Here is a 21,770-nt window from a genome sequence, read left to right on the forward strand (position 1 = left end):
GCGTGGCGGCAGGTTACGCCGTCGCGGCGGCTGCAGGGGCCGCTTTCGCAGCTTTGATAGCGATCCCGTCACTTTGCCTATTCGTCGGGTCGATGAAAATCTGGCCTAGCCCTGTCAGCCCTAAAGCCGACGTTCCCAACGTCACCTAAGGGTCGGAAGCGGAAGTTCGACTGCGGATGGAAATCGGCCTTTACATGATCCAATGTGAACTTGGGGGACCGAACCGTGCCAACAATCGTGCCAGTGATTGCATTTGCCCTGCTGACTTTGCCTGTTCAACAGGATCACAAGCCCGCTGCAAAACCGCTGCAATGCATGAGTGGGCCGATACAACGCTCGTTCGGCGGCACCGAGTGGCTGACCTACGGATGTGATGACCGGCGGACGCTGATTGTGGTCTCGGCTCCGGATAACCCGGCGACGCCATTCGTCTTCACAATTACTAAGACTAATCGAGGCCTCCGGATCAGCGGCGAGGGCAACGGTGATCAACGATCAACCGCTCCGGCGTTCGAAGACCTCAAGAAATTATCCGAGGAAGTCTTCGACCAAATGCTCCGAGAAGCAGAAACGCGCCCCTAAACGTCCGCTATGGGTCGGACCACGAAATTGGCGTCAGGCCAAAAACCGGACATTCGCCCCACGGCCTGAAAGCGGACCTTCCGAACCGCAGTTCGGGGTGGGAAGCGGACGTCGATCTGATAGGCTACCTATATGGGAACGCCAGACTCTACCGTAGCATCTATAGGTTTCTACGGGGACGATCTCGATCCGTCCGAGATATCCCGTGCACTCGGCTGTGAACCGACTGTCGGCGTTGCCAAAGGCGGAACGTGGACCACTGAGAAGGGGGTTGAGAAGTTCGCCAGAACCGGATCATGGCGGCTCGTGGCTGAAAGATGCCCGGCTGCCGATCTCGATGCTCAGATCGGGATTCTGTTGTCCAAGATGAACGATGACTTGGAGGCGTGGCAAACGCTCGCGGGTCGCTTTCGGGGCCGCGTCTTCTGCGGCGTGTTCCTCGCGTCCGGTAACGATGGCCTGACGTTGAGGCCGGAAACCCAGCTCATGATCGGCCAGCGCGGCCTCATGTTGGACCTCGACATCTACGAGCAGACTGATCCCGACTGAATGTCCGCAACGGGTCGATTTGCGAAATGGACCTCGGCGCCGAAGTCCGACCTTGCCCTAACCTCAGCGGCAAAAATCTCTACTGTCGTCATCCTCGGGCTTGACCCGAGGACCGGGCGCGGATCGGGCTCTGCGCTCGCCCCCTTCGCACAAGCGGCGGATCGTTCGATCCTCGGGTCAAGCCCGAGGATGACGACAGGCGGGCGTCGCGCCCCTCACGCCACCGATGGCGTCTCTTCCGTCACGTCCTCGACCCGCGCCGACGGATCGGCCGCAATCCCCTTGGGCGGGGAGACATATTCCGCCATGGCGTCGAACTCGTCGAGGAAGACGGCGCGCATGGGGTCGGCTTCCATGATGACTTCGTGCTTGGCGCCGGGGACCTCGACATAGCGGCCGCGGCCCAGGCGTTTGGCGGCCCAGCGGGCGGTCTGTTTCCAGACCACGTCGTCGGCGTCGGCCTGGACGATGGAGACGGGGATCTTGACCGTCTTGAGGGCCTTGGGCTTGAGCGCGCGCTCGCCGGCGTCCAAGGCGAAGGCCAGCCAGCCGTAGGTGGGGCCGCCGATGGCCAGGTGGGGGCAGGCGTACAGCTGCTGGCGCCACATCTCATAGCGGGTCTCGTCCGAGGTCAGGGCGTCCTCGGCGAAGGTGTGGTCGAACGGATCGTCCGGGTCGCCCAGCAGATAGTCGCCCGCATGGCCGTGGCGGATGCTCCAGCGCACGGCCAGCTTGACCGACCACATCGACCGTTTGCCCGTCTTGATCCGCAGCATGGGGCTGGACAGGACGGCGCCCGAGAAGCGGGTCTCCCCGGCTTGCAGGGTCAGCAGGTTCAGACAGGCGCCCATCGAATGGCCGACCATGATCCAGGGCTTGGGGCACTGGTCCTCGAAGGCGTCCAGCAGCCGGCCGTAGTCGTCCAAAAACTCTTCCACCGCGCGGGCGTGGCCCTTCAGCCGGTCGGGCAGGAGCCGGGCCGACAGGCCCTGGCCGCGCCAGTCATGGGTCAGGACGCACCAGCCGCGGGCCAGGAAGTTGCCGATAACCTCGAAATATTTCTCGATCGGCTCGGTGCGGCCGGGGCTGAGCACCACGGTGCCGCGCGGCTGTTCCGCGGTCAGGTGCGACGGCTTCCAAATGGCGGCGCGCAGCCGCATGCCGCCGGCGCCCCGATACCATTCGCCCTTGCCGCCGGGCGGCGAGGACGCGCCGGGAACCCCCATAAGAGGTGCGTTGGCGGCGAAGGCTTGGGCGCGGTTCACTCGGGCTTCCTGAACTTCAAGGTCATACGGTCGCTTTCGCCGATCGCTTCAAACTTGGATCGGTCGAAGGTCGGGTCGGCGGGCTGGCCCTGGGGAGCGGTCAGACGCATCGGCGGCAGGGTGTCGACACCGAACGGATGGTCCTTGGTGTCCTTCTCATTGGCGTTGATCTCGGAGGCCGCGACGAAGACGAAGCCGGCCTCGGCCGCCAGCTGTTTGACGAAGGCTTCCTGGACATAGCCGTTGGCGGCCACCGGATCCTGGTCCTCCTCCGGGGCCAGCCGGTGCTGCACCACCCCCAGAACCCCGCCGGGCTTGAGCGCCGCAAAGGCGTCGGCGAAGGCCTTTTCGGCGATGCCCGCCGCCATCCAGCCGTGCAGGGTGCGCATGAACAGGCACAGGTCCACCGTCCCGGCCGGCGCCACGGGGCCGGAGGCCGCGCCGAAGGTGGTGAACTGGGGCTCGCCGTACAGCTTCTTGTCCGCACTGAACCGGGTCTGGAAGGCGGCGTTCAGCGCGGTCTGGGCCGGGTCGGCGGCGGGGCCCTCGGGAAAGAGGGCGGCGATATAGCTGCCCTTGCCGCGCGCCAGATAGGGGGCCAGGATTTCGGTGTACCAGCCGCTGCCCGGCCAGAATTCGACCACCGTCATACTGGGCTGAAGACCGAAGAAGCGCAGGGTCTCCATCGGGTGGCGAAAGGCGTCGCGCGGCCGGTCCTGGGCGCGCCAGGGGCCGGCGACGGCCCATTCCAGCGAACCTTCCGGCGGACCGGTCGGGGCCGGCGGCGCCTCGGGAGCGGCCTCCTTCTTGCGGCCGCAGGCGGCCAGGCCGGTCAGGGCCAGACCGGTCGCGCCGGTCAGCAGGAAGCGGCGGGACAGGCCGTGGGACGTCGCAGAAAGATCAACCATCAAAACACCCCCTCGGAAGCCGGCCCCCCGCGTCCGGCTAACCTTGGTCGAACGGGCTTACCCACGTTCGCGACGCGGGTCAAAAGAGACTATTCGGGTTTGCGGAAACGCAGGGTCATACGGTCGCTTTCGCCGATCGCGTCGAAGGCCGCGCGCTGGTCCGGGGTGAGCGCCCCCGAGCCGTCGCGGGCCTGGGACTGGCGCACCGGCGGCAGGGTCCAGACGCCGAACGGATGGTCGTGGTCGTCCTTCGGATTGGCGTTCAGCTCGCTGCGCGCCTCCAGCACGAAGCCGGCGTCCTGGGCCTCATGGATCACATAGCTTTCGGGGACATAGCCGGTGGAGGCGACGTCGGCGACGTTCAGGCCTTCGGCGCTGCGGTGTTGCTCGACCGCCAATACGCCGCCGGGCTTCAGGGCGGCGTAGAAGGCCTTCAGATAGGGTTCGGTGCGGCCGTCGCGCGACCAGTTGTGGAAGGCGCGGGCCACCAGGATGAAGTCGGCCGAACCGGGCGCGACCTCCATCGTCTCCAGCGGGCGGTTGACGGCGACGTAGCGACCGCCGGTCGCGGAGGCGTAGGGTTCGAGGATATGGCGCCACCAGCCGGCGCGGCCGGGCTCGATCTCCACCACCGTCATGCCGGGCTGCAGCCCCCAGAAGGTCAGGGATTCGTAAGGACGGCGGGCGGCGTCGCGGGCGCGGTCCTCGGCCGGGCGAGTCGGGGCGGCGACGGCGGCCTGAAGCGCCTTATCTTCCTCCAGGATCGGCAGGGTGCTGGACAGGGCCGAGCGCGGCGGGGTCCAGGCGCCTTCCGTCTGGGCTGGGACGGTTTGGGCGGCGGCGGGAAGGGCGACGAGGACGGCGGCGAGGCCGAGCAGATGAAGGCGCATGGGGGGCGGGCTCCTGGTGCGGGTCACCTTCCTTAAGAGACCTGAGGACAGGCGCAAATGACGATCCCGAGACACCGACATTCGGTCGCAGCCTGGGCGCCCCTTGACGGCCGATCTGCGCCTCCCATCTTTGTTTCCGAGAGCGCCGATGTCGGGCTCTCCGGACGGACGAGGCCGGTTTCGGGTCGTCGGTCTGAACTCCCACCGTCCGGGCAAATCGCCGGGCGGCTCAACCTTGCTGATCCTCAGGAGGATGCTGATGCGTACCTATGATTTCACCCCGCTGTACCGTTCGGCCGTCGGTTTCGACCGCCTGGCCAACCTGCTGGAAACCGCCGCGCGGACCAGCCAGGACAGCGGCTATCCCCCCTATAATATCGAGACCACGGGCGAGAACGCCTATCGCATCGAGATCGCCGTCGCCGGCTTCGCGCCCGACGAGCTGAACATCGAGGTGAAGGAAAATCTCCTGACCGTGACCGGGCGCAAGACCGCCAATGACGACGCCGAGGCGCAGAAGACCTATCTGCACCGCGGCCTGGCCGAGCGGGACTTCGAACGTCGCTTCCAGCTGGCCGACTATGTGGTCGTGACCGAGGCCAATCTGGTCAACGGCCTTCTGTCGATCTCGCTGAAGCGCGAACTGCCCGAGGCGCTGAAGCCCCGCCGGATCGAGATCGGCGGCGCCAAGCCCCTGATCGAGGGCAAGACGGACAAGGCCAAGGCGGCCTGATCGGTCCGACAGAACTGGAAAGGGCGGCGGTTTCGCCGCCCTTTTTCTATGCCGGCTTTCGGCCCGCCAGATGGGCGAAGGCGGCGACCACCTGTTCATAGGCCGGACGTTTGAACGGCACGATAAGGTCGCAGGCCTCCGACAGGTCGCCCCAGCGCCAGGCGTCGAACTCGATCTCCTCGTCGGCCTGCAGGTCGATCTCGCTGTCCTTGCCGGTGAAGCGGAAGGCGAACCACTGCTGGCGCTGCCCCTTGAAGCCGCGCCAGGCCTTGGGATTGTTCATCGCCTCCGGTGGGAAGTCGTACAGGATCCAGTCGTCGGTCCGGGCGAGGAACTCCACCGAGGTCACGCCGGTCTCTTCCTTCAACTCGCGCAGTGCGGCCGCCGTCAGATCCTCGCCGTCATCCACCCCGCCCTGCGGAAACTGCCAGTTATGCGGTCCCGGCGTCGCGTGTCGCCGGCCGTACCAGACCTGGCCGTCGGCGTTGAACAGCACGACACCGACATTGGGGCGGTAGAGGGTGAGGTCGGTCATCGAGTGGCGAGTGGCGGGTGGCGATTGGCGAGGAAGAACGAACGCACCTGTGCGCTCGGACGGCGAGCGTCCTTACTCGCCACTCGCCACTCGCCACTCGCCACTTCCTAGCGCCCCGGCCGAAGCGTCATCGCAGACGCCGGCGCCAGTTGCAGGCCGCGCTGCTCCAGGCCGGCGGTCCAGCGGGCGGCGGCCTCGACCGTGACCGGATAGGCGAAGCCGGTCCCCATGGCCGAGCCGCGCAGCTTGGCCTGGGCCTCCAGACTGTTCAGGGCGCCGATGATGGCGGCGGGCGACTGGGTCTGGTCGATCACCTTGTCGGCGCTGGCGCGGGCCCAGGCGCCGGGCCGGCGCTGGAAGGAGCCGTCGTCCAGAAAGGCGAGACCCTTCTGGCGCAGAATCGTCAGGAAGGCGCTCATGCCCGCGTCCGAACCGGCGAACCGGTCGCCCAGATAGTTGGTCACGCCGAAATAGCCTGTGGCGCGACCCAGCAGCCAGTCCAGCTTGGCCTCGACGTCGTCGGGCGTGCCGTTGGCCAAAAGCGTATAGGGGCCGGGGTCGTTGTCGGGATAGCCGGTCGGCTCCATCGGCATTTCCAGCATGACCTCATGGCCCTGGGCCCTTGCCTGGTCGATCCAGGACTGGAGATTGTCGGCATAGGGCACGAAGCTGAGGGTCACCTCGGCCGGCAGGCGTTCGATGGCGGCGCGGGTGGTGACGGCGTTCAGCCCCAGGCCGCCGACGATCAGGGCCACGCGCGGCTTGCCGTTCGAGCGGAAGGGCCGGGCATAGGCCTGGGCCGGGACGCGGCCGTCGGGGGCGATCATCGGCAGGGGGCCGCTGGGGCCGGGCTGGGACAGGCCGGCGATCGGCGCCTTGGGCAGGGGCGAGGCCGGCTGGACCGGGGCGCTGTAGCTGGCGCCGCCCGCGACGGAAGCGCCGTCCGGCAGGGTGATCAAGGCCTCGCCGCCCGCCGCGCCCGACGGATCGCCGCTTCCCGTCAAATCCTGATAAAGGCCCATGGCTCCCATGGAGAAGGCTTCGAATCCGGTCGGGGCTGGGGCGTCCGGCGCGGCCGGCGCCCGGTCCAGGGCGATGCGGGCCGAAGGCGTGCCGGCGCGCGGGTCGCCCAGGACGGTCAAGAAGAGGGCGGTCGAGGTCAGCAGGAAGACGCCGGCCAGGGCCGCGACCACCGGCGGCTTCTTCAGCACGGCGACGACGGGTTTCAGACTCGGCTTGGCGCGCGGCGCCGGCGGGGCGCCGGCGGCGGCGGCGAGGGCGGACTGGCGTTTGGCGAACATGGACACGGGGCGGAATCCTTCACCCCCATGCTGCCATGCGCTCAGTTAAGAAATCCTAACGGGCGTTCACCACGATTGGAGCTGAGGGCGGCTGTCACGGATCGTGCGTTGACGGGCGTGTTTGCGGCCCCTCAGATGGGCTTCTCCCCACGCCGACCGAGGATATTCGCCGATGATGAGCCCTGCCGCCGACGACGCCCTGCGCGAAGAAGTCCGACTGCTGGGCGGGCTTCTGGGCGAGGTCATTCGCGCCGAAGGCGGAGAGGCCCTGTTCGAACACGTCGAGGCCGTGCGCCAGGCGTCCGTCGCCTATCACCGCGACCCCGCCTCCCATCCGGCCAAGCGGCTGGAGAAGCTGCTGACCGCCATGAGCGTGGATCAGGCGGCGGGTCTGGCGCACGGTTTCGCCCTCTTTTCCCTGCTCGCCAACATCGCCGAGGACCGGGCCACCCGCCGACGCGCCCAGCACCAGGCCGAGGCCGGCGCGCGTCCCGACACGCCCGAGGGCGCCTTGCTGCGGCTGGCCGATCAGAAGATCGACAAGGCGGCGGTGCGCGCCCTGTTGGACGAGGCCCTGATCTCGCCGGTCCTGACCGCCCACCCGTCCGAGGTGCGGCGCAAGAGCGTCATCGACCGGATCACCGCCATCTCCGATCTGCTGGATTCCTGCGACAAGGCCGGCGACGCCTGTTCGACGGCCCAGATCAACGAACCCCTGCGCCGCCAGATCGTCATCCTGTGGGCCACCCGCCTGGTGCGCACCCAGGGTCTGGTGGTGCAGGACGAGATCGACACCGTCGTCTCCTTCCTGGACCGCATCTTCCTGCGGGTCGCGCCCAAACAGCTGTCGGCCTGGCGTCGTCTGCTGGACGCGCCCCAGCTTCAGCCCTTCCTGCGGGTGGGCACCTGGGTCGGGGGCGACCGGGACGGCAATCCGAACGTGGACGGCGCGGTGCTGAGCGCCGCCTTCCGCACCCAGGCGCGGGCGGTCTTGGGCTTCTATCTGGAAGAGGTCCACGCCCTCGGCGCCGAGCTCAGCCTGGCGGCGGAATTGGCCGAGGTCTCTCCGGAACTGGCGGCCCTGGCCGACGCCGCCCAAGACCCGTCGCCGCACCGGGCGGACGAGCCCTATCGCCGCGCCCTGACCGGGGTCTATGCGCGTCTGGCCGCCACCTATGAGGCGCGGGGCGGCGCCCTGCCCCCGCGCCGCGCGGCCGTCTCGGCCGAGGCCTATCCCGGCCCCGACGCCTTCGAGGCCGATCTGCGAATCCTGCGCGACAGCCTGGTCTCGCACCACGGAGGGGTGTTCGCCGACGACCGGCTGAACGATCTGATCACGGCGGTCGAAATCTTCGGCTTCCACATGGCGACCCTGGACCTGCGCCAGAACTCGGACGTCCATGAGCGGGTCGTCGCCGACCTGCTGAAGACGGCCGGGGTCTGCGACGACTATTCCGCCCTGGACGAAGAGGGGCGGCTCGCCGTCCTGGCGGCCGAACTGACCTCGCCCCGCCTGCTGTTCAGCCCCTATGCCGACTACGCCGCCGAGACCCTGAAGGAGCGGGGCATCCTCCAGGCCGCCGCCGCAGCCCTGGCCGCCTTCGGGCCCCAGGCGATCCGCACCCATATCGTCTCCAAAACCGACGCGGCCTCGGATCTGTTGGAGGTCTATCTGCTGCTGAAGGAGGTCGGGCTTTACCGCCCCGAAGACCCGGCCGCCTGTCCGGTTCAGGCCGCCCCCCTGTTCGAGACCATCGAAGACCTGCGCGCCTCTCGCCCCACCCTGGAGCGGCTGCTGAAGGAGCCCTCCGCCCTCGCCGTGGCCAAGGCGCGCGGGGTGCAGGAGGTGATGATCGGCTATTCCGACTCCAACAAGGACGGCTCCTATCTGACTTCGGGCTGGGAGCTGCACGAGGCGTCGCGCGCCCTGGTCGAGGTCACCCAAGCCGCCGGTCTGAAGCTGCAGCTGTTCCACGGGCGCGGCGGCACGGTCGGACGCGGCGGCGGCTCGGCCTTCGCTGGGGTCCTGGCCCAGCCGGAGGGCACGGTCCAGGGACGCATCCGCACCACCGAACAGGGCGAGGTCATCGCCAACAAATACGGCGAGCCGGAGATCGCCCTGCGCAATCTGGACGCCCTGACCTGCGGCGCCGTGCTGGCCTCCCTGGGCCAGGGACGGGACCAGGCCTTCACCGCCGAACACGGCGCCACCCTGTCGGACCTGTCGGCCCGGTCGATGGCCGCCTATCGCAAGCTGGTCTATGAGACCCAGGGCTTCGTCGACTATTACCGCGCCGCCACCCCCATCGCCGAGATCGCCGATCTGAAGATCGGCTCGCGCCCGTCGTCGCGGACCGCCTCGACCCGGATCGAGGATCTGCGCGCCATTCCGTGGGTGTTCAGCTGGTCCCAGAGCCGGGTCATGCTGCCCGGCTGGTTCGGCTTCGGCTCGGCGGTCCAGGGCTGCGACATGGACGAGCTGAAGGCGATGGCCGAGGCCTGGCCCTTCTTCAAGACCTTGGTTCAGAACATGGAGATGGTCATGGCCAAGTCGGACATGACCATCGCCCGCCGCTACGCCACCCTGGTCAGCGACGCGGGTCTGGCCGCCCGCATCTACGGCGAAATCCGCGACGAATGGCAGAGGACGCACGACGCCATCCTGGCCATCACCGGCCATGACAAGCTGCTGGGCGGCCAGCCGGAACTGGACCGTCTGATCCGCCTGCGGATGCCCTATGTCGAGCCGCTGAACCATGTGCAGATCGAGCTGATCCGCCGCCGCCGCGCCGGCGACGGAGACCCCCGCGTCCGCGAAGGCATATTGCTGGCCATCAACGGCGTGGCTGCGGGTCTGAGGAACAGCGGCTGATTTCCGCCGCCACCCTAAATCCGATTTAATTCAACCGTCACAGATCGGCGCCGCAAGTCTCATTACGGCGTTACAGAAGAAAGGTATTGCGCCTTCATCGCCGTTTTGGGCGATTATCGTTCCCTAGGAGCTAAAACGATGAAGGTTCTCTCCCCCGTTCTCTTCGCCGTCGCCGTCCTGTCCGCCTCCTCCGCCCTGGCTCAGGAAGCCCGTATCCCCGTTGGCGATCTGGACCTGGCCTCGACCGCCGGCGCCGCCGCCTTCGACGCCCGCCTCGATCAGGCGGCCGAGCGTCTGTGCCGCGACCTCGTCTTCACCTCGACCCGAATCACCAATCGGGGCGTCTGCCGCGCGGCTGTGCGGGCCGAGGCTCTGCGCCAGCTGCCGCGCGTCCGCCGCGTCGAATATGTCCGCGCCTCGCGGGACGCCCGTCCCGTCGTTCGCGCCGCGACCGCGTCCGACGAAGGCTGAACGGCGAACCGGCGAGGGGCGCTGCGTCCCTCGCCGGCGCTCTGCATCACAGCCATCTGGTCCGCTTGAAGGCGAGGTAGAGGCCGAGGCAGACCCCGGCGATCACCGCCATGACGGCCGGATAGCCGTAGCGCCAGTGCAGTTCCGGCATGTGTTCGAAATTCATGCCGTAGATGCCGGCGATGGCGGTGGGCACGGCCAGCAGCGCCGCCCAGGAGGCGAGCTTGCGGGTGATGACCCCCTGCCTCTGCTGTTCCAGCAGATTGGCGACTTCAAAGACGGACGACAGGATTTCGGTCAGGCCGTTCAAGCGGCTGTTGACCCGCCGGACATGGTCGCCGACGTCGCGGAAATAGGGTCGGACGTCGGGGTCGATACAGGGCAGGTCCAGAGACTGGAGCTTGCCCGCCACCTCCTCCATCGGCCCCAGGATGCGGCGAAACTTCAGCAGTTCGCGGCGCAGGGTGAACAGGCGGCGGATTTCGTTGCGCGACAGAAACGCCTCCAACGCCCTCTGCTCGATCTCCAGCACGGCGTCCTCGGAATGATCGACGATGGGCACATAGGCGTCGACGATGAAGTCGAGCACGCCGTGCAGCACAAAGTCCGGGCCGGCCCGCAGCTGGGCCGGCGAGGCCTCCAGCTGGGTCCGCAGGGCCGTGTGGGCGCGGTTTGAGCCGTGACGGATGCTGATGACGTGGTCATCCCCCACAAAGACGTGGGTTTCGCCGTACTGGATATGGTCCTCGATCTTTTCCGCCGTCCGGGCGACCACGAACAGCTCGCGCCCATAGACCTCGACCTTGGGCATCTGATGGGCCGACAGGGCGTCCTCGACCGCCAGGGGGTGCAGGTTGAAGCGCCGGACCAGAACCTCGAACTCGGCGTCGGTCGGGTCGTGCAGGCCGATCCAGACGAACTCGCCGGGCTGCAGGGTCAGTCCTTCGCGGGTCAGAGGCGCGGCGCGCTCCCTCTGACCGTCGCGATAGACGTAGGAGGCGACGACGGGCATGGGCGCTTCTTCTTTCTTCGGCAGTCCTCCCGACTTAGGCCAGACCGCGCGCAAACGAAACGGCCGGCGGATCGCTCCGCCGGCCGCAAACGTCATTCAGCCCGTTGGGGTCTCAAACAGGCCCCCGGATCAGGAGACCGGGAAGCCCCGGACCTTCAGCAGAGCCGCCACGTCGGGGTCGCGGCCGCGGAAGGCGCGGTAGGCCTCGGCCCGGTCGGTGGTGTTGCCCGGCGCCAGCATGATCGACTTGAAGCGGCCGGCGATGTCCGGATTGAAGACGTCGCCCGACTCCTCGAAATAGGCCCAGGTGTCAGCGTCCATCGTCTCGGACCACAGGTAGCTATAGTAGCCGGCCGAATAGGCGTCGGACGTGAACAGGTGATTGAACTGCGGCAGGCGGTGCCGCATCACGATCTCCTTGGGCATGCCGATCCGCGTCAGGCTGGCCTTTTCGAAGGCGTCGATGTCGGTCGGCGGCACGGCTTGGGTGTGCAGGTCCATGTCGACGATGGCCGAGGACAGATAGCTGACGGTCGCATAGCCCTGGTTGAAAGTCGATGAGGCCTGGATCTTGTCGACCAGGGCCTGGGGCATGGCTTCGCCCGTCTGATAGTGTTTCAGATAGCCGTCCAGGATCGGCCGGCTCAGCACCCAGTGCTCGTGCACCTGCGACGGATATTCGACGAAGTCGCGCGGGGTGTTGCCGAACGACGGATAGGTCACGTTCGACGAGAAATAGTGCAGGGTGTGGCCGAACTCGTGGAACAGGGTCTCGGCGTCGTCCAGCGAGATCAGCACCGGCTCGCCCGGCTCGGGCTTGGTGAAGTTGTTGTTGTTCGAGCCCAGGATCACCTTGGATCCGTCCAGGGTCGAGAAGGACCGATAGGTGGTCATCCAGGCGCCCGAACGCTTGCCCGGACGGGCGTAGTCGTCAGTGTAATACAGGCCGATCAGCTTGCCGGTGGCCTTGTCGTGCAGCTCATAGACCTCGACGTCCGGCTCGAAGGTCGGAACTGAGCCCTTGGGCAGTTTGGTGAATTTGAAGCCGTACAGACGCTCGGCCATGGCGAAGGAGCCGGCGCGGACCGCGTTCAGCTCGAAATAGGGCTTCAGCTGGTTCTGATCCAGGTCGTACTTGGCCTTACGCACCTTCTCGGCGAAGTAGAGATAGTCCCAGGGTTCGATGTCGAAACCGGCGATCGCCTTCATGTCGGCGACCTCTTCGGCGACGCGGGCCTTGGCCGGGGCCCAGACGCGGTCCATCAGATTTTGCGCATTGGCCGGAGTCTTGGCCATGGTGTCCTGCATCCGCAGTTCCGCATGGTTGCGATAGCCCAACAGCTTGGCGCGCTGGTCCCGCAGCTTCACGATCTCGGCGATGGTGGCGTTGGTGTCGTTGGCGTCGCCGTTGTCGCCGCGGTTGACGAACTTCTTCCAGACCTGCTCGCGCAGGGCCCGGTCGTCGGCGAAGGTCAGGAAGGGGTCCACGGCCGAACGGGTGTTCAGAATGGCCCAGCCCTGCCGATTGCGGCTGCGCGCGGCCGAGGCGGCGGCGGCCTTGTTCGAGGCGGGCAGGCCGGCGACGCCCGCTTCGTTCGGGATCAGGGTCCAGCTGTTCTCATCAGCCACCACCTTCTGGCCGAAACGGGTGAAGGCGTTGGAGAGGGCGGTGTTGATCCGGCCCAGCTCGGCCTTGCCGGCCGCGTCCAGATTGGCGCCGGAGCGGATGAAGGCGTCGCGGCGACGTTCGGCCAGACGCTTCTGCTGGGGGCTGAGACCCAGGGCGTCGGCGTTGTCGGCGACGGTCTTGATGCGCTGGAACAGCTTTTCGTTGAAGGTGATCTCGTCCGAGGCGGCCGACAGGATGGGCGACAGTTCGGTGTCGACGGCGTCATAGGCCTCGCCGCCGATGTTGGAGGTCATGACGCCATAGATGTTCGACGCCCGGTCCAGCGGCTCGCCGGCCAGCTCCAGCGCCGTCATGGTGTTGGCGAAGGTGGGGGCTTCCGGATTGTTCGCGATGGCGGCGATGTCGGCGCGCTGCAGTTCGATGCCTTCCAGCATGGCCTCGCGCAGCTTGGCCGGGGTCACCTTGTCGAAAGGCGGCACGCCGTCATAGGGGCCGGTCCAGGGCTGGAGCAGTTCGGCCTTCGGCGTCGCCTTGGGCAGGACGGCGCGGGCGATCCGGGCCTCTTCGGCGAGGTCCATGGCGGCGGGCGCCGAGCCGGCCGGGGCGGCGCCGGAGCCGGTGGAGGCGCAGGCCGAGAGGGCCATCAGGCTGCCGCCCGCGATGAGAAGCTGGCGTCTGTGCATGGAATGCTCCGTGAAAAGGTCATGTCGCGGTCACACTTAGGCGCGCCGGGGCGGATCGTCACCTGTCCGACCCGTTAAAGCCCCGTAATCTTGTTGGAAGGATCGTCGCACTGTTCTAAAGCGCGCCTATGGCTATTGGCGTTTTCGACTCCGGCGTGGGCGGCCTGACCGTCCATCGTGAACTGACGCGGCGGTTCCCGCAGCGCGACTTCGTCTATCTGGCGGACCAGGCCCACGCCCCCTACGGCGGGCGCGGCGGCGAGGAGATCGTCGATCTGACCAAGGCCGGGTGCGAGCGGCTGTTCGAGGCCGGCGCCTCGGTCGTGGTCCTGGCCTGCAACACCGCCAGCGCCATCGCCCTGCGTCGCCTGCAACAGACCTGGATCCCCGGCCTGCGCGAACGGCTGGGCCGACCTGTGAACGTGCTGGGCATCATCGTGCCCACCATCGAGGCCGCGACGGGCCTGCCCTGGAGTTTCGAGGCCGAACGCCCCCAGGAGGGCGAAAAGATCCAGGCGGTGGACATCACCGGCGTCTTCTGCACCGCCGCCACCGCCATCAGCCGCGTGTTCGAGATCGAGATCGACAAACGGCGCGAGGACATCGCCGTCTTCTGCGAACCCTGCCCCGGCCTGGCCGGCCTGATCGAACTGGGCGCCCCGGTCGAAGAACTGACGGTCGTGGTCAATGATCACGTGGACGCGCTGCGCCGCCGCATCGGCCGCCACCCGGACAAGGCCATATTGGGCTGCACCCACTATGAGATCATCGCCGAACTGTTCGCCGCCGCCCTGCCGCCTGGGACGGCCCTGATCGAACAGCCGACGGCGGTGGCCGACGCCCTGGATCGCTATTTCGCCCGCCATCCCGAATACGCCCTGGGCGACGGCGGCCGCCGCGACTTCCTGACCACCGGCCAGGCCGGGCCTCAGTCGGACCTGATCGCCCGCTTCTGGGGCGCCCCGCTGACCTTCGATCAGGCTTAAGCGCAGCGGCTCAACACCCCGGACAGTCCGGCAGGGGTTCGTTCTCCAGCTGGAGCGTGGTGTGGCGGATCGCATGGCGTCGCGCCACACCCTGGGCCTCTCGCAGAAGCGTATCGCCGTCCGGCCGGTCGTGGACCAGGTGGGCCGTCAGGGCGGTCTCGGTCGTGGACAGGGCCCAGACGTGAAGGTCGTGCACCGCGCGCACGCCCGGCAGGGCGCACAGTCCCTGTTCCAGCGCCGTCATGTCGACGTCGTCCGGCGCCCCGTCCATCGCCAGATGGACCGAGTCCTTCAGCAGGCCCCAGGTCGACCACAGGATGACGGCGACGATGACCAGGCTGACGATCGGATCGACCACGGACCAGCCGGTCAGCAGAATCATGCCCCCCGCGAGGACGACGCCCAAAGACACCCCCGCGTCGGCCATCATGTGCAGATAGGCGCCGCGCGCGTTCAGATCGTGCTGGGACTTCATGAACAGCAGGGCCGTGCCCAGATTGATGATGAAGCCGACGGCGGCCACCGTCATGATGACGCCCGAGCCGACCGGCGCCGGTTCCGCAAACCGCCGCACGGCCTCGAAGGCGATGGCGCCGCAGGCGAAGATCAGCAGCACGGCGTTGGCCAGGGCCGCCAGGACCGTCGCCTTGCCGAAACCGTAGGTGCTCCGTCCGCCCGCCGCCCCGTGCGCCCCGCGCCGCGCCAGCCAGGCCGCCCCGCCGGCCATGGCCAGGCCCAGGACATCCGACAGATTATGGCCGGCGTCGGCCAGGAGAGCGGTGGAATCCGCGATCAGCCCGGCCGCGAATTCGCAGACCACAAAGGCCAGATTGACCGCCAGGCCGACGGCGTAGCGCCAGTCTCCTGTGTCCACGGGGCCATGGGCGTGCCCGTGGCCGTGATGGTGATGATGACGTCCCCCGTGCGCGTGGTGATGACCGTCGTGCGCATGATCATGGTGGTGATCATGGTCGTGGTGGGCGGAGGGAATTCCGGGCTGGGCTGTCATGGCTCTCGCCTATACGCCAATTCCGCAAACAGCGAAGCTGCTACATGATAACGCCTTGAATGTTATCATGTAATATCCCATCAATGCTGATGCAGCGCGACCAGCAGCCCCAGGCCGATCAGGGCCAGGCCCAGAACCGCGCCTTCATAGCGCGCCCATCGCTCCAGCCGCAGGATCGAGGCGCCCGCACTGGCCAGGGCCGTGAAGACGGCCATGCCGGCGATGGTGCCCAGGGCGAAGATCAGGGTCAGCAGGGCCAGGGCCGTCATCCCCTCCGAGGCCGAAGACAGATAGATGGGCAAGAGGACCTCGCCCGGGGACACGGCCATCATCGCCACCAGACCCAGGAAGGCCGCCTTGTCCGATACGGCGGGGGCGGCGATCTCCAACGGGGGGCCGCCCGCCACGGCCGGTCGTTTCAGCGTGGCCCGCGCCAGATAGAAGGCGCCGAACAGGAACAGCAGGACGGCGGCCAGATGCGGCAGCAGTCCCTCGACCCAGCGCTCCAGCGCCAGGCCCGCCGCCACGATCAGTCCGCCGACCAGGGCGGTGGTGGCGATATGGGCCAGGCCGGCGACGGCCACCACCGCCAGAACCCGCGACGCGCGCCAGCCCTGCGCCCGCCCCACCAGGGTAAAGGGCAGCCAGTGGGTCGGGAGGGCCGCATGCAGGAAGGCCGCGACGAAGCCGCCTCCCAGGAGAGACAGCAGGACAGGCGGGTCGGACGGCGGGGACATGACCGGCCCTATAGCTTGTTACTTTATAACAGTCGAGCCCAAATCGCCCCTACAGCCAGTCCGCGAAAGGCTCGCGGTCCAGCATCTCCTCATAGGTGGGGCGGGGGCGGATCACGGCCCACTGTTCGCCGTCCACCAGAACCTCGGGGACCAGGGGCCGGCTATTGTACTCGCTGGCCATGACGGCCCCATAGGCGCCGGCGCCGGTGAAGACCACCAGATCCTCGGGCTCCAGCGGCGGCAGGAGCCGCTCGCGGGCGAAGGTGTCGCCGGTCTCGCACACGGGGCCGACCACATCATAGGGCCGCGCCGCGCCGGGCCGGGGATTGACCGGGCGGATGTCGTGATAGGCGTCATACAGGGCCGGACGCATCAGATCGTTCATCGCCGCATCCAGCACCAGGAAGCGGCGGCCGTCCGAGCGTTCATTGACCTGGATCACCTGGCTCAGCAGCACCCCGGCGTTGGCGGCCAGAAGACGGCCGGGCTCGAAGGCCGCCTCGACCTCCAGCCCCGCCAGGACGCGGGCCGCCATGGCGACATAGTCGGCCGGAGACGGCGGTTCAGTTCCCCCGGCGTAGGGCACGCCCAGGCCGCCGCCCAGGTCGAGCCGGGTCACGGCGTGGCCCTGGCGTCTCAGCTCGCGGGTCATGTCGGCCAGGATCGTGAAGGCCGCCTCCAGCGGCGCCAGGTCGGTGATCTGGCTGCCGATATGACAGGCCAGGCCCACGGGCGTGGCGTGGGGCGAGGCCGAGGCGCGGGCGTAGAGCGCCATCGCCTCCTCGACCGGCACGCCGAACTTGTCGCCCTTGCCGCCCGTCGTGATCTTGGCGTGGCCGCCGGCCCCGACATTCGGATTGACCCGCACGGCGACGGCCGGGGCGGCCTGCATCAAGGCGGCGACCGCGATCAGCCGGTCCAGCTCGGCCCCGGATTCGATATTGATCTGGCGCACGCCGACGCTGATGGCGAAGGCGATCTCCATGTCGGTCTTGCCGACGCCGGAGAAGATGATCTTGTCGGCCGGAACGCCGGCGGCCAGGGCCCGCCGGATCTCCCCTTCCGAAACCGTATCGGCGCCTGATCCCAGCCGGGCCAGGGTCGCCAGGACCGAAAGGTTGGAGTTGGCCTTGACCGCAAAGGCGATCAGGGCCTCGCCCAAGGCGTCGCGGTGCGCGTCGGCGGCGGCGCGCAGCAGGCCGTAGTGCCGCTTCAGCGTCGCGGTCGAATAGACATAGACGGGCGTGCCCACCTCGTCGGCGATCAGCTCCAGCGGCGCGCCCTCGGCGTGCAAGGCGCCGTTCTTGAGATCGAAATGGTGCAAGGCGGCCTAGCGGGGGTCGTTGGCGGCGGGATTGGCGCCGAAGGGATTGGAGGGGCCGCCGTCGATCGGCACGCTGCTGGACGGCCGGTTGATGGTCGCCGGCTCGGGCAGGCTGGGGGCGCGGCTGCTGCGGGGCGCTCGCTCGGTCTCGCGCCTGGGCGATTCCAGATCGGCCATACGACCGCAGCCGGCGACCGACAGGGCGAGCAGGCCCGCGAGGATCAGGGTCTTCTTCATAAGCGGGCTCTCCAGTCGGCGATACGCGCGCGGACCTGTTCCGGCGCGGTGCCGCCATAGCTCTGACGGCTCCGGCACGAAGCCTCGGCGGTCAGCACCTTGTAAACCGCTTCCGTGATCCCCGGCTCGAGTTTCTGCATTTCTTTCAGCGGCAGTTGCGACAGGTCCACGCCCAGGGCTTCCGCCTGTTTCACCGCCGCGCCCGTGACGTGGTGCGCCTTGCGGAAGGGCAGGTTCAGTTCGCGCACCAGCCAGTCGGCGAGGTCCGTCGCGGTCGAAAAGCCGGCGCCGGCTGCGGCCGCCATCCGTTCGGTATTGGGCCGCAGGGCCGAGACCATGGCCGTCATGGCGACCAGGGCCAGGTCCAGGGCGTCGAAGGCCTCGAACACCGGCGGCTTGTCCTCCTGCATGTCCTTGGAATAGGCCAGCGGCAGGCCCTTCATTACGGTGGACAGGGCGACCAGCGATCCCATGATCCGGCCGGTCTTGGCGCGCACCAGTTCGGCGGCGTCGGGATTGCGCTTCTGCGGCATGATCGACGAACCGGTGGTCAGGTCGTCCGGCAGGGTGGCGAAGCCGAACATCGGCGTCATCCAGACCACGATCTCTTCGGCTAAACGCGACAGGTGGCCCGCCGTGATCGAGGCGGCGGCCAGGCTTTCCAGCGCAAAGTCGCGGTCCGAGACGGCGTCCAGCGAATTGGCCATCGGCCGGTCGAAACCCAGTTCCGCCGCCGTCATATGGCGGTCGATCGGGAAGGGCGAACCGGCGAGCGCCGCTGCGCCCAGGGGGCTTTCGTTCATCCGCGTCCGCGCGTCGGCGAACCGGCCCGCGTCGCGGCCGAACATTTCGACATAGGCCATCAGATGGTGGCCCAGGGTCACGGGCTGGGCGGTCTGCAGATGGGTGAAGCCGGGCATCAGGTCGGCCGCGTGCTGTTCGGCCCGGTCCAGAAGCGCGGCCTGCAAGGCCTTCAGCTGGGCGATCGAGCGGTCGCAGGCGTCGCGGACCCACAGGCGGAAGTCCAGGGCCACCTGGTCGTTGCGGCTGCGGGCGGTGTGCAGCCGGCCCGAGGGTTCGCCGATCAGCTCGGACAGTCGGGCCTCCACATTCATGTGGATGTCCTCGAACTGGTCGCGGAAGGGGAAGGTTCCGTTCAGAATCTCAGCCTCGACGGCGTCCAGCCCCTTCAGAATGGCCTCGGCGTCCGCCGACTGGATCACGCCCTGCTGGGCCAGCATGCGGCAATGGGCGCGCGAGCCGGCTAAATCCTGACGCCACAGACGCCGGTCCACGCCGATCGAGACGTTGATCGCCTGCATGATCTCGGCGGGCCGCGACGAAAAGCGGCCGCCCCACATGTCTTGACCTGCGGGCTTCGCCGGGGCCTTAGACGTCTTGGCTTGGGCGGTATCGGAGGCGGCGTCGGTCATGAGTGGCTCGAGAAAGGCGATCTGGGCGGTCGTCGGCGCTCTGGTGCTGATAAGCACGCTCGCCGGCGCCGGCGGCTTGGCGATGTCGCTATACGCCAATCATAGGCAGAAGGCGCAACCCCAGACGACGCCCGTCGCAAAAAGCGATCTGGCCCGGTTCGCCGTCGGGCCGCTGGCGGCGCTCGAAACCCCGTCCGAACTGAAGCGCGCGCCCGAATATATGTTCCGCGACCGCAACGGCACGGCCGTGCGGTTCTCGGCCTTCGAGGGCAAGGTGGTGGTGGTCAATCTGTGGGCCATGTGGTGCGCCCCCTGCCGCACCGAAATGCCGACCCTGGCGGCCCTGGCCCGGTCTTATCAGACCAATGAGGATCTGATCGTCCTGCCGATCAACGTCGACGCCACCGCCGACGCCCTGGCCGACGCCAAGAGCTTCATCGACGTGCACGAGCCGCTTCCGCTCTACAGCGACATCCGGTTCCAACTGCCGTTCGAGTTTCCGGGCAAGGGCAAGATGCCCCAGACCCTCTTCCTGGATCGCGAAGGCCGCATCCGCGCGACCTTTGCGGGCGAGGCCGACTGGAACAGCCCCGAGGCCCACGCCCTGATCGACGCCCTGCTGGCGGAGGGCGCGCCCGCCGCCTGATCCGGGGGGAGCCTCAGTTTTCGTCGGGCACGCGCCGGTCGGTCGCGGGGTCCACGGCGCCCGGCCGACCTTCGGCGGCGGCCTCGGCCTGGTTTTCCTCCAGCTTGTCGGCGACCTTGCCGGCCCCGCTCTCGACCGCCTGAGCCGCCTTCATGGCGCTGGATTCGATCACTTCTCCGGCCTGGGACGCCGCCTCGGCGGTGTTGTCGGCGGCCGCCTCGGCATGGGCCTCGGTCTTTTCCTGCTCCGCCTGGGTGCAGGCGGCGGCCCCCAGGGCGAAGGCGGCGGCGACGGTCAGCAGCATCGACTTGCGGATGGTCATGCGAATTCTCCGGTCAAGGTTGTCCGCCGGTGAACGCCGCAGGGGCGTACCGGTTGCGCCTGTGGCCGAACCGTCGATGTCGGAGAACAAGGGGAAGGTGGTGACTGGAGGCGGGATCGAACCGCCGACCTGTGGGTTATGAATCCACCGCTCTAACCATCTGAGCTACCCAGTCGTATCCCGCATCCGGGCCTTCGCGAGGCCTGGGCCAGCGCGAAAGAGGCGTGCCTATATCGCCGTCGCGCGCGCGGTTCAAGTCGTGTCGATGCAGATCGTGCGGCGATAGGGCGCAAGACGGGGCAGGAGCGGACAGATAACGCTGGGGTTTCTTCGTTACCGACGCCCCCAACCCGCCCGGAGCCGCCTATGCGCCCCATCGCCCTCGCCGCCTCGACCGCCCTGCTCGTCCTCGCCGCCGCCTGCGGCGCGAACGGAGAGACCGCCTCCGCATCCGGCCAGTCGGGCGCCCCGCTGGAGACCCGGCCCGCCAACAATCCCGACCAGCAGCCCGCCTTCCCCGGCCAGACCCGGGCGCCGGGGGTGAAGACCGAACAGGCGATGCGCCACAGCGTGGTCGCCTCGGGCCTGTCGCATCCCTGGGGCCTGGCCCTGATGCCCGACGGGCGCTGGCTGGTGACGGAAAAGCCCGGCCGGCTGAGGATCATCACGGCCGACGGCCAGATCGGCGAACCGGTCCAGGGTCTGCCGGCTGTCGATGCGCGCGGCCAAGGCGGCCTGCTGGACGTCGCCGTCAGCCCCGGCTTCGCCCAGGACCGGCTGATCTACTGGAGCTATGCGGAGCCTCGTGAGGGCGGCAACGCCACCTCGGTCGCACGGGGGCGGCTGTCCGACGACGGCGCGCGGGTGGACAATGTCCAGGTCGTCTTCCGCGCCCTGCCCGCCTATGACGGCGACAAACATTTCGGCTCGTCCCTGGCCTTTGCGCCGGACGGCAAGCTGTTCATCACCCTGGGTGAACGCTCCGACCGGCCGATGCGGCCCCAGGCCCAGGACCTGGGCTCGCACATGGGCAAGACCATCCGCATCAACGCCGACGGCACGGTTCCCCAGGACAATCCCTTCGTCGGCCGCGCCGGCGCCCTGCCCGAGATCTGGAGCCTGGGCCACCGCAACGTCCAGGGGATCGCCGTCCAGCCCGGCACGGGCGCGATCTGGACCATCGAGCACGGGACGCGCGGCGGCGACGAGGTCAATCTGGACAGGGCGGGCCTGAACTACGGCTGGCCCGACGCGGCTTACGGCGTCGAATATGCGGGCGGCGCGATCAACAGCGGCGCGACCCAGAAGGCCGGCACGGAACAGCCCGTCTATTATTGGGATCCGGTCATCGCGCCGGGTGGGGCGGTCTTCTACCAGGGCGCCATGTTCCCGGCCTGGGACGGCGATCTGCTGGTCGCCGCCCTGAAGGAGAAGCATATCGCCCGGCTGGTGATCGAAAATGACCGCGTCGTCGGGGAAGAGCGGCTGCTGACCGACCTGGGCGAGCGTGTGCGCGACGTGGCGATCGGCCGTGACGGCGCCGTCTGGGCGATCACCGACGAGAGCGACGGAAAATTGGTCCGACTGGCTGCGGCCGAGTAGTCTTTAGCGAAGCGTGAGCCCGCCCCTGCGGGCCTCGCCCATA

The 21,770-nt window shown here is 68.1% G+C and carries 21 protein-coding genes and 1 tRNA gene; 8 read left to right on the forward strand and 14 right to left on the reverse strand.

Annotated features, from left to right (window positions below; genetic code table 11):
* Positions 1–225 precede the first annotated feature (225 nt).
* On the forward strand, positions 226–582 hold the full coding sequence (locus tag AC1RKE_RS03090) for a hypothetical protein (protein WP_287396054.1): 357 nt from the start codon (positions 226–228) through the stop codon (positions 580–582).
* A gap of 132 nt (positions 583–714) precedes the next feature.
* On the forward strand, positions 715–1,131 hold the full coding sequence (locus AC1RKE_RS03095; RefSeq protein WP_183218142.1) for a DUF4279 domain-containing protein: 417 nt from the start codon (positions 715–717) through the stop codon (positions 1,129–1,131).
* 215 nt (positions 1,132–1,346) lie between these two features.
* On the opposite strand, the gene AC1RKE_RS03100 is transcribed toward AC1RKE_RS03095, so the two are convergent.
* The 3 genes from AC1RKE_RS03100 to AC1RKE_RS03110 all read right to left on the reverse strand — a co-directional run bounded on the left by AC1RKE_RS03100 (position 1,347) and on the right by AC1RKE_RS03110 (position 4,194).
* Positions 1,347–2,396 carry an alpha/beta fold hydrolase gene (locus AC1RKE_RS03100; RefSeq protein ID WP_348683111.1) on the reverse strand — a complete coding sequence of 350 codons (1,050 nt, stop codon included), beginning with the start codon at positions 2,394–2,396 and terminating at the stop codon, positions 1,347–1,349.
* A complete protein-coding gene (locus tag AC1RKE_RS03105; protein ID WP_348683113.1) occupies positions 2,393–3,304 on the reverse strand; it encodes a class I SAM-dependent methyltransferase in 912 nt (303 codons plus the stop codon). Before AC1RKE_RS03105 ends, AC1RKE_RS03100 begins: the two co-directional genes overlap by 4 nt.
* 89 nt (positions 3,305–3,393) lie before the next feature.
* Positions 3,394–4,194 (reverse strand): class I SAM-dependent methyltransferase, encoded by an 801-nt coding sequence (locus AC1RKE_RS03110; RefSeq protein WP_348683115.1) that lies wholly within the window; start codon positions 4,192–4,194, stop codon positions 3,394–3,396.
* A gap of 259 nt (positions 4,195–4,453) precedes the next feature.
* On the opposite strand from AC1RKE_RS03110, the gene AC1RKE_RS03115 reads away from it, so the two are divergent.
* Positions 4,454–4,927, forward strand: coding sequence for an Hsp20 family protein (locus AC1RKE_RS03115; RefSeq protein WP_348683117.1), 474 nt, complete (start codon positions 4,454–4,456; stop codon positions 4,925–4,927).
* A gap of 46 nt (positions 4,928–4,973) precedes the next feature.
* Here AC1RKE_RS03115 and AC1RKE_RS03120 read toward each other — a convergent pair whose 3' ends face one another.
* Both AC1RKE_RS03120 and AC1RKE_RS03125 read right to left on the reverse strand, forming a co-directional pair.
* Positions 4,974–5,462 carry an RNA pyrophosphohydrolase gene (locus tag AC1RKE_RS03120; protein WP_348683120.1) on the reverse strand — a complete coding sequence of 163 codons (489 nt, stop codon included), beginning with the start codon at positions 5,460–5,462 and terminating at the stop codon, positions 4,974–4,976.
* A gap of 107 nt (positions 5,463–5,569) precedes the next feature.
* Complete coding sequence (locus AC1RKE_RS03125) at positions 5,570–6,763, reverse strand: divergent polysaccharide deacetylase family protein (RefSeq protein ID WP_395942127.1); 1,194 nt, start codon at positions 6,761–6,763, stop codon at positions 5,570–5,572.
* Between the two features lie 172 nt (positions 6,764–6,935).
* Here AC1RKE_RS03125 and ppc point away from each other — a divergent pair, with 172 nt between their 5' ends.
* Together ppc and AC1RKE_RS03135 are read left to right on the forward strand one after the other, a co-directional pair.
* A complete protein-coding gene (ppc, locus tag AC1RKE_RS03130; RefSeq protein WP_348684084.1) occupies positions 6,936–9,635 on the forward strand; it encodes a phosphoenolpyruvate carboxylase in 2,700 nt (899 codons plus the stop codon).
* A gap of 138 nt (positions 9,636–9,773) precedes the next feature.
* Positions 9,774–10,106, forward strand: coding sequence for a UrcA family protein (locus AC1RKE_RS03135; protein ID WP_191554618.1), 333 nt, complete (start codon positions 9,774–9,776; stop codon positions 10,104–10,106).
* A gap of 46 nt (positions 10,107–10,152) precedes the next feature.
* Here the strand turns inward: AC1RKE_RS03135 and AC1RKE_RS03140 are convergent, their stop codons facing one another.
* Positions 10,153–11,118 (reverse strand): magnesium and cobalt transport protein CorA, encoded by a 966-nt coding sequence (locus AC1RKE_RS03140; RefSeq protein WP_348684082.1) that lies wholly within the window; start codon positions 11,116–11,118, stop codon positions 10,153–10,155.
* A 129-nt stretch (positions 11,119–11,247) separates the two neighbouring features.
* Complete coding sequence (locus AC1RKE_RS03145; RefSeq protein ID WP_348684081.1) at positions 11,248–13,431, reverse strand: M3 family metallopeptidase; 2,184 nt, start codon at positions 13,429–13,431, stop codon at positions 11,248–11,250.
* A 128-nt stretch (positions 13,432–13,559) separates the two neighbouring features.
* Between AC1RKE_RS03145 and AC1RKE_RS03150 the strand changes: the two genes are divergently transcribed.
* Positions 13,560–14,417: a glutamate racemase gene (locus tag AC1RKE_RS03150; protein ID WP_054764079.1), complete on the forward strand. Its 858-nt coding sequence runs from the start codon at positions 13,560–13,562 to the stop codon at positions 14,415–14,417.
* 10 nt (positions 14,418–14,427) lie between these two features.
* Here AC1RKE_RS03150 and AC1RKE_RS03155 read toward each other — a convergent pair whose 3' ends face one another.
* From AC1RKE_RS03155 to argH, 5 genes are all read right to left on the reverse strand, one after another.
* The gene (locus AC1RKE_RS03155; protein WP_348684079.1) at positions 14,428–15,426 is read right to left on the reverse strand and encodes a cation diffusion facilitator family transporter; all 999 of its coding nucleotides are present in this window, start codon (positions 15,424–15,426) and stop codon (positions 14,428–14,430) included.
* Between the two features lie 80 nt (positions 15,427–15,506).
* Positions 15,507–16,163 carry a hypothetical protein gene (locus AC1RKE_RS03160; protein WP_182713999.1) on the reverse strand — a complete coding sequence of 219 codons (657 nt, stop codon included), beginning with the start codon at positions 16,161–16,163 and terminating at the stop codon, positions 15,507–15,509.
* Between the two features lie 49 nt (positions 16,164–16,212).
* The gene (lysA, locus tag AC1RKE_RS03165; protein WP_492896387.1) at positions 16,213–17,487 is read right to left on the reverse strand and encodes a diaminopimelate decarboxylase; all 1,275 of its coding nucleotides are present in this window, start codon (positions 17,485–17,487) and stop codon (positions 16,213–16,215) included.
* A gap of 6 nt (positions 17,488–17,493) precedes the next feature.
* Positions 17,494–17,724, reverse strand: coding sequence for a hypothetical protein (locus AC1RKE_RS03170; RefSeq protein ID WP_201463248.1), 231 nt, complete (start codon positions 17,722–17,724; stop codon positions 17,494–17,496).
* Positions 17,721–19,157: an argininosuccinate lyase gene (gene argH, locus AC1RKE_RS03175; protein ID WP_395942124.1), complete on the reverse strand. Its 1,437-nt coding sequence runs from the start codon at positions 19,155–19,157 to the stop codon at positions 17,721–17,723. Before argH ends, AC1RKE_RS03170 begins: the two co-directional genes overlap by 4 nt.
* Here argH and AC1RKE_RS03180 point away from each other — a divergent pair.
* Positions 19,156–19,803: a redoxin domain-containing protein gene (locus tag AC1RKE_RS03180; RefSeq protein WP_348685025.1), complete on the forward strand. Its 648-nt coding sequence runs from the start codon at positions 19,156–19,158 to the stop codon at positions 19,801–19,803. The genes argH and AC1RKE_RS03180 overlap by 2 nt on opposite strands.
* Positions 19,804–19,816: 13 nt before the next feature.
* On the opposite strand, the gene AC1RKE_RS03185 is transcribed toward AC1RKE_RS03180, so the two are convergent.
* Positions 19,817–20,125: a hypothetical protein gene (locus tag AC1RKE_RS03185; protein ID WP_348685027.1), complete on the reverse strand. Its 309-nt coding sequence runs from the start codon at positions 20,123–20,125 to the stop codon at positions 19,817–19,819.
* A 98-nt stretch (positions 20,126–20,223) separates the two neighbouring features.
* Positions 20,224–20,300: transfer RNA gene (locus AC1RKE_RS03190), tRNA-Met, on the reverse strand.
* 191 nt (positions 20,301–20,491) lie between these two features.
* On the opposite strand from AC1RKE_RS03190, the gene AC1RKE_RS03195 reads away from it, so the two are divergent.
* Positions 20,492–21,727 (forward strand): PQQ-dependent sugar dehydrogenase, encoded by a 1,236-nt coding sequence (locus tag AC1RKE_RS03195; protein ID WP_395942125.1) that lies wholly within the window; start codon positions 20,492–20,494, stop codon positions 21,725–21,727.
* Positions 21,728–21,770 lie beyond the last annotated feature (43 nt).

The sequence above is a fragment of the Brevundimonas sp. GW822-FHT03E11 genome (assembly GCF_058801445.1).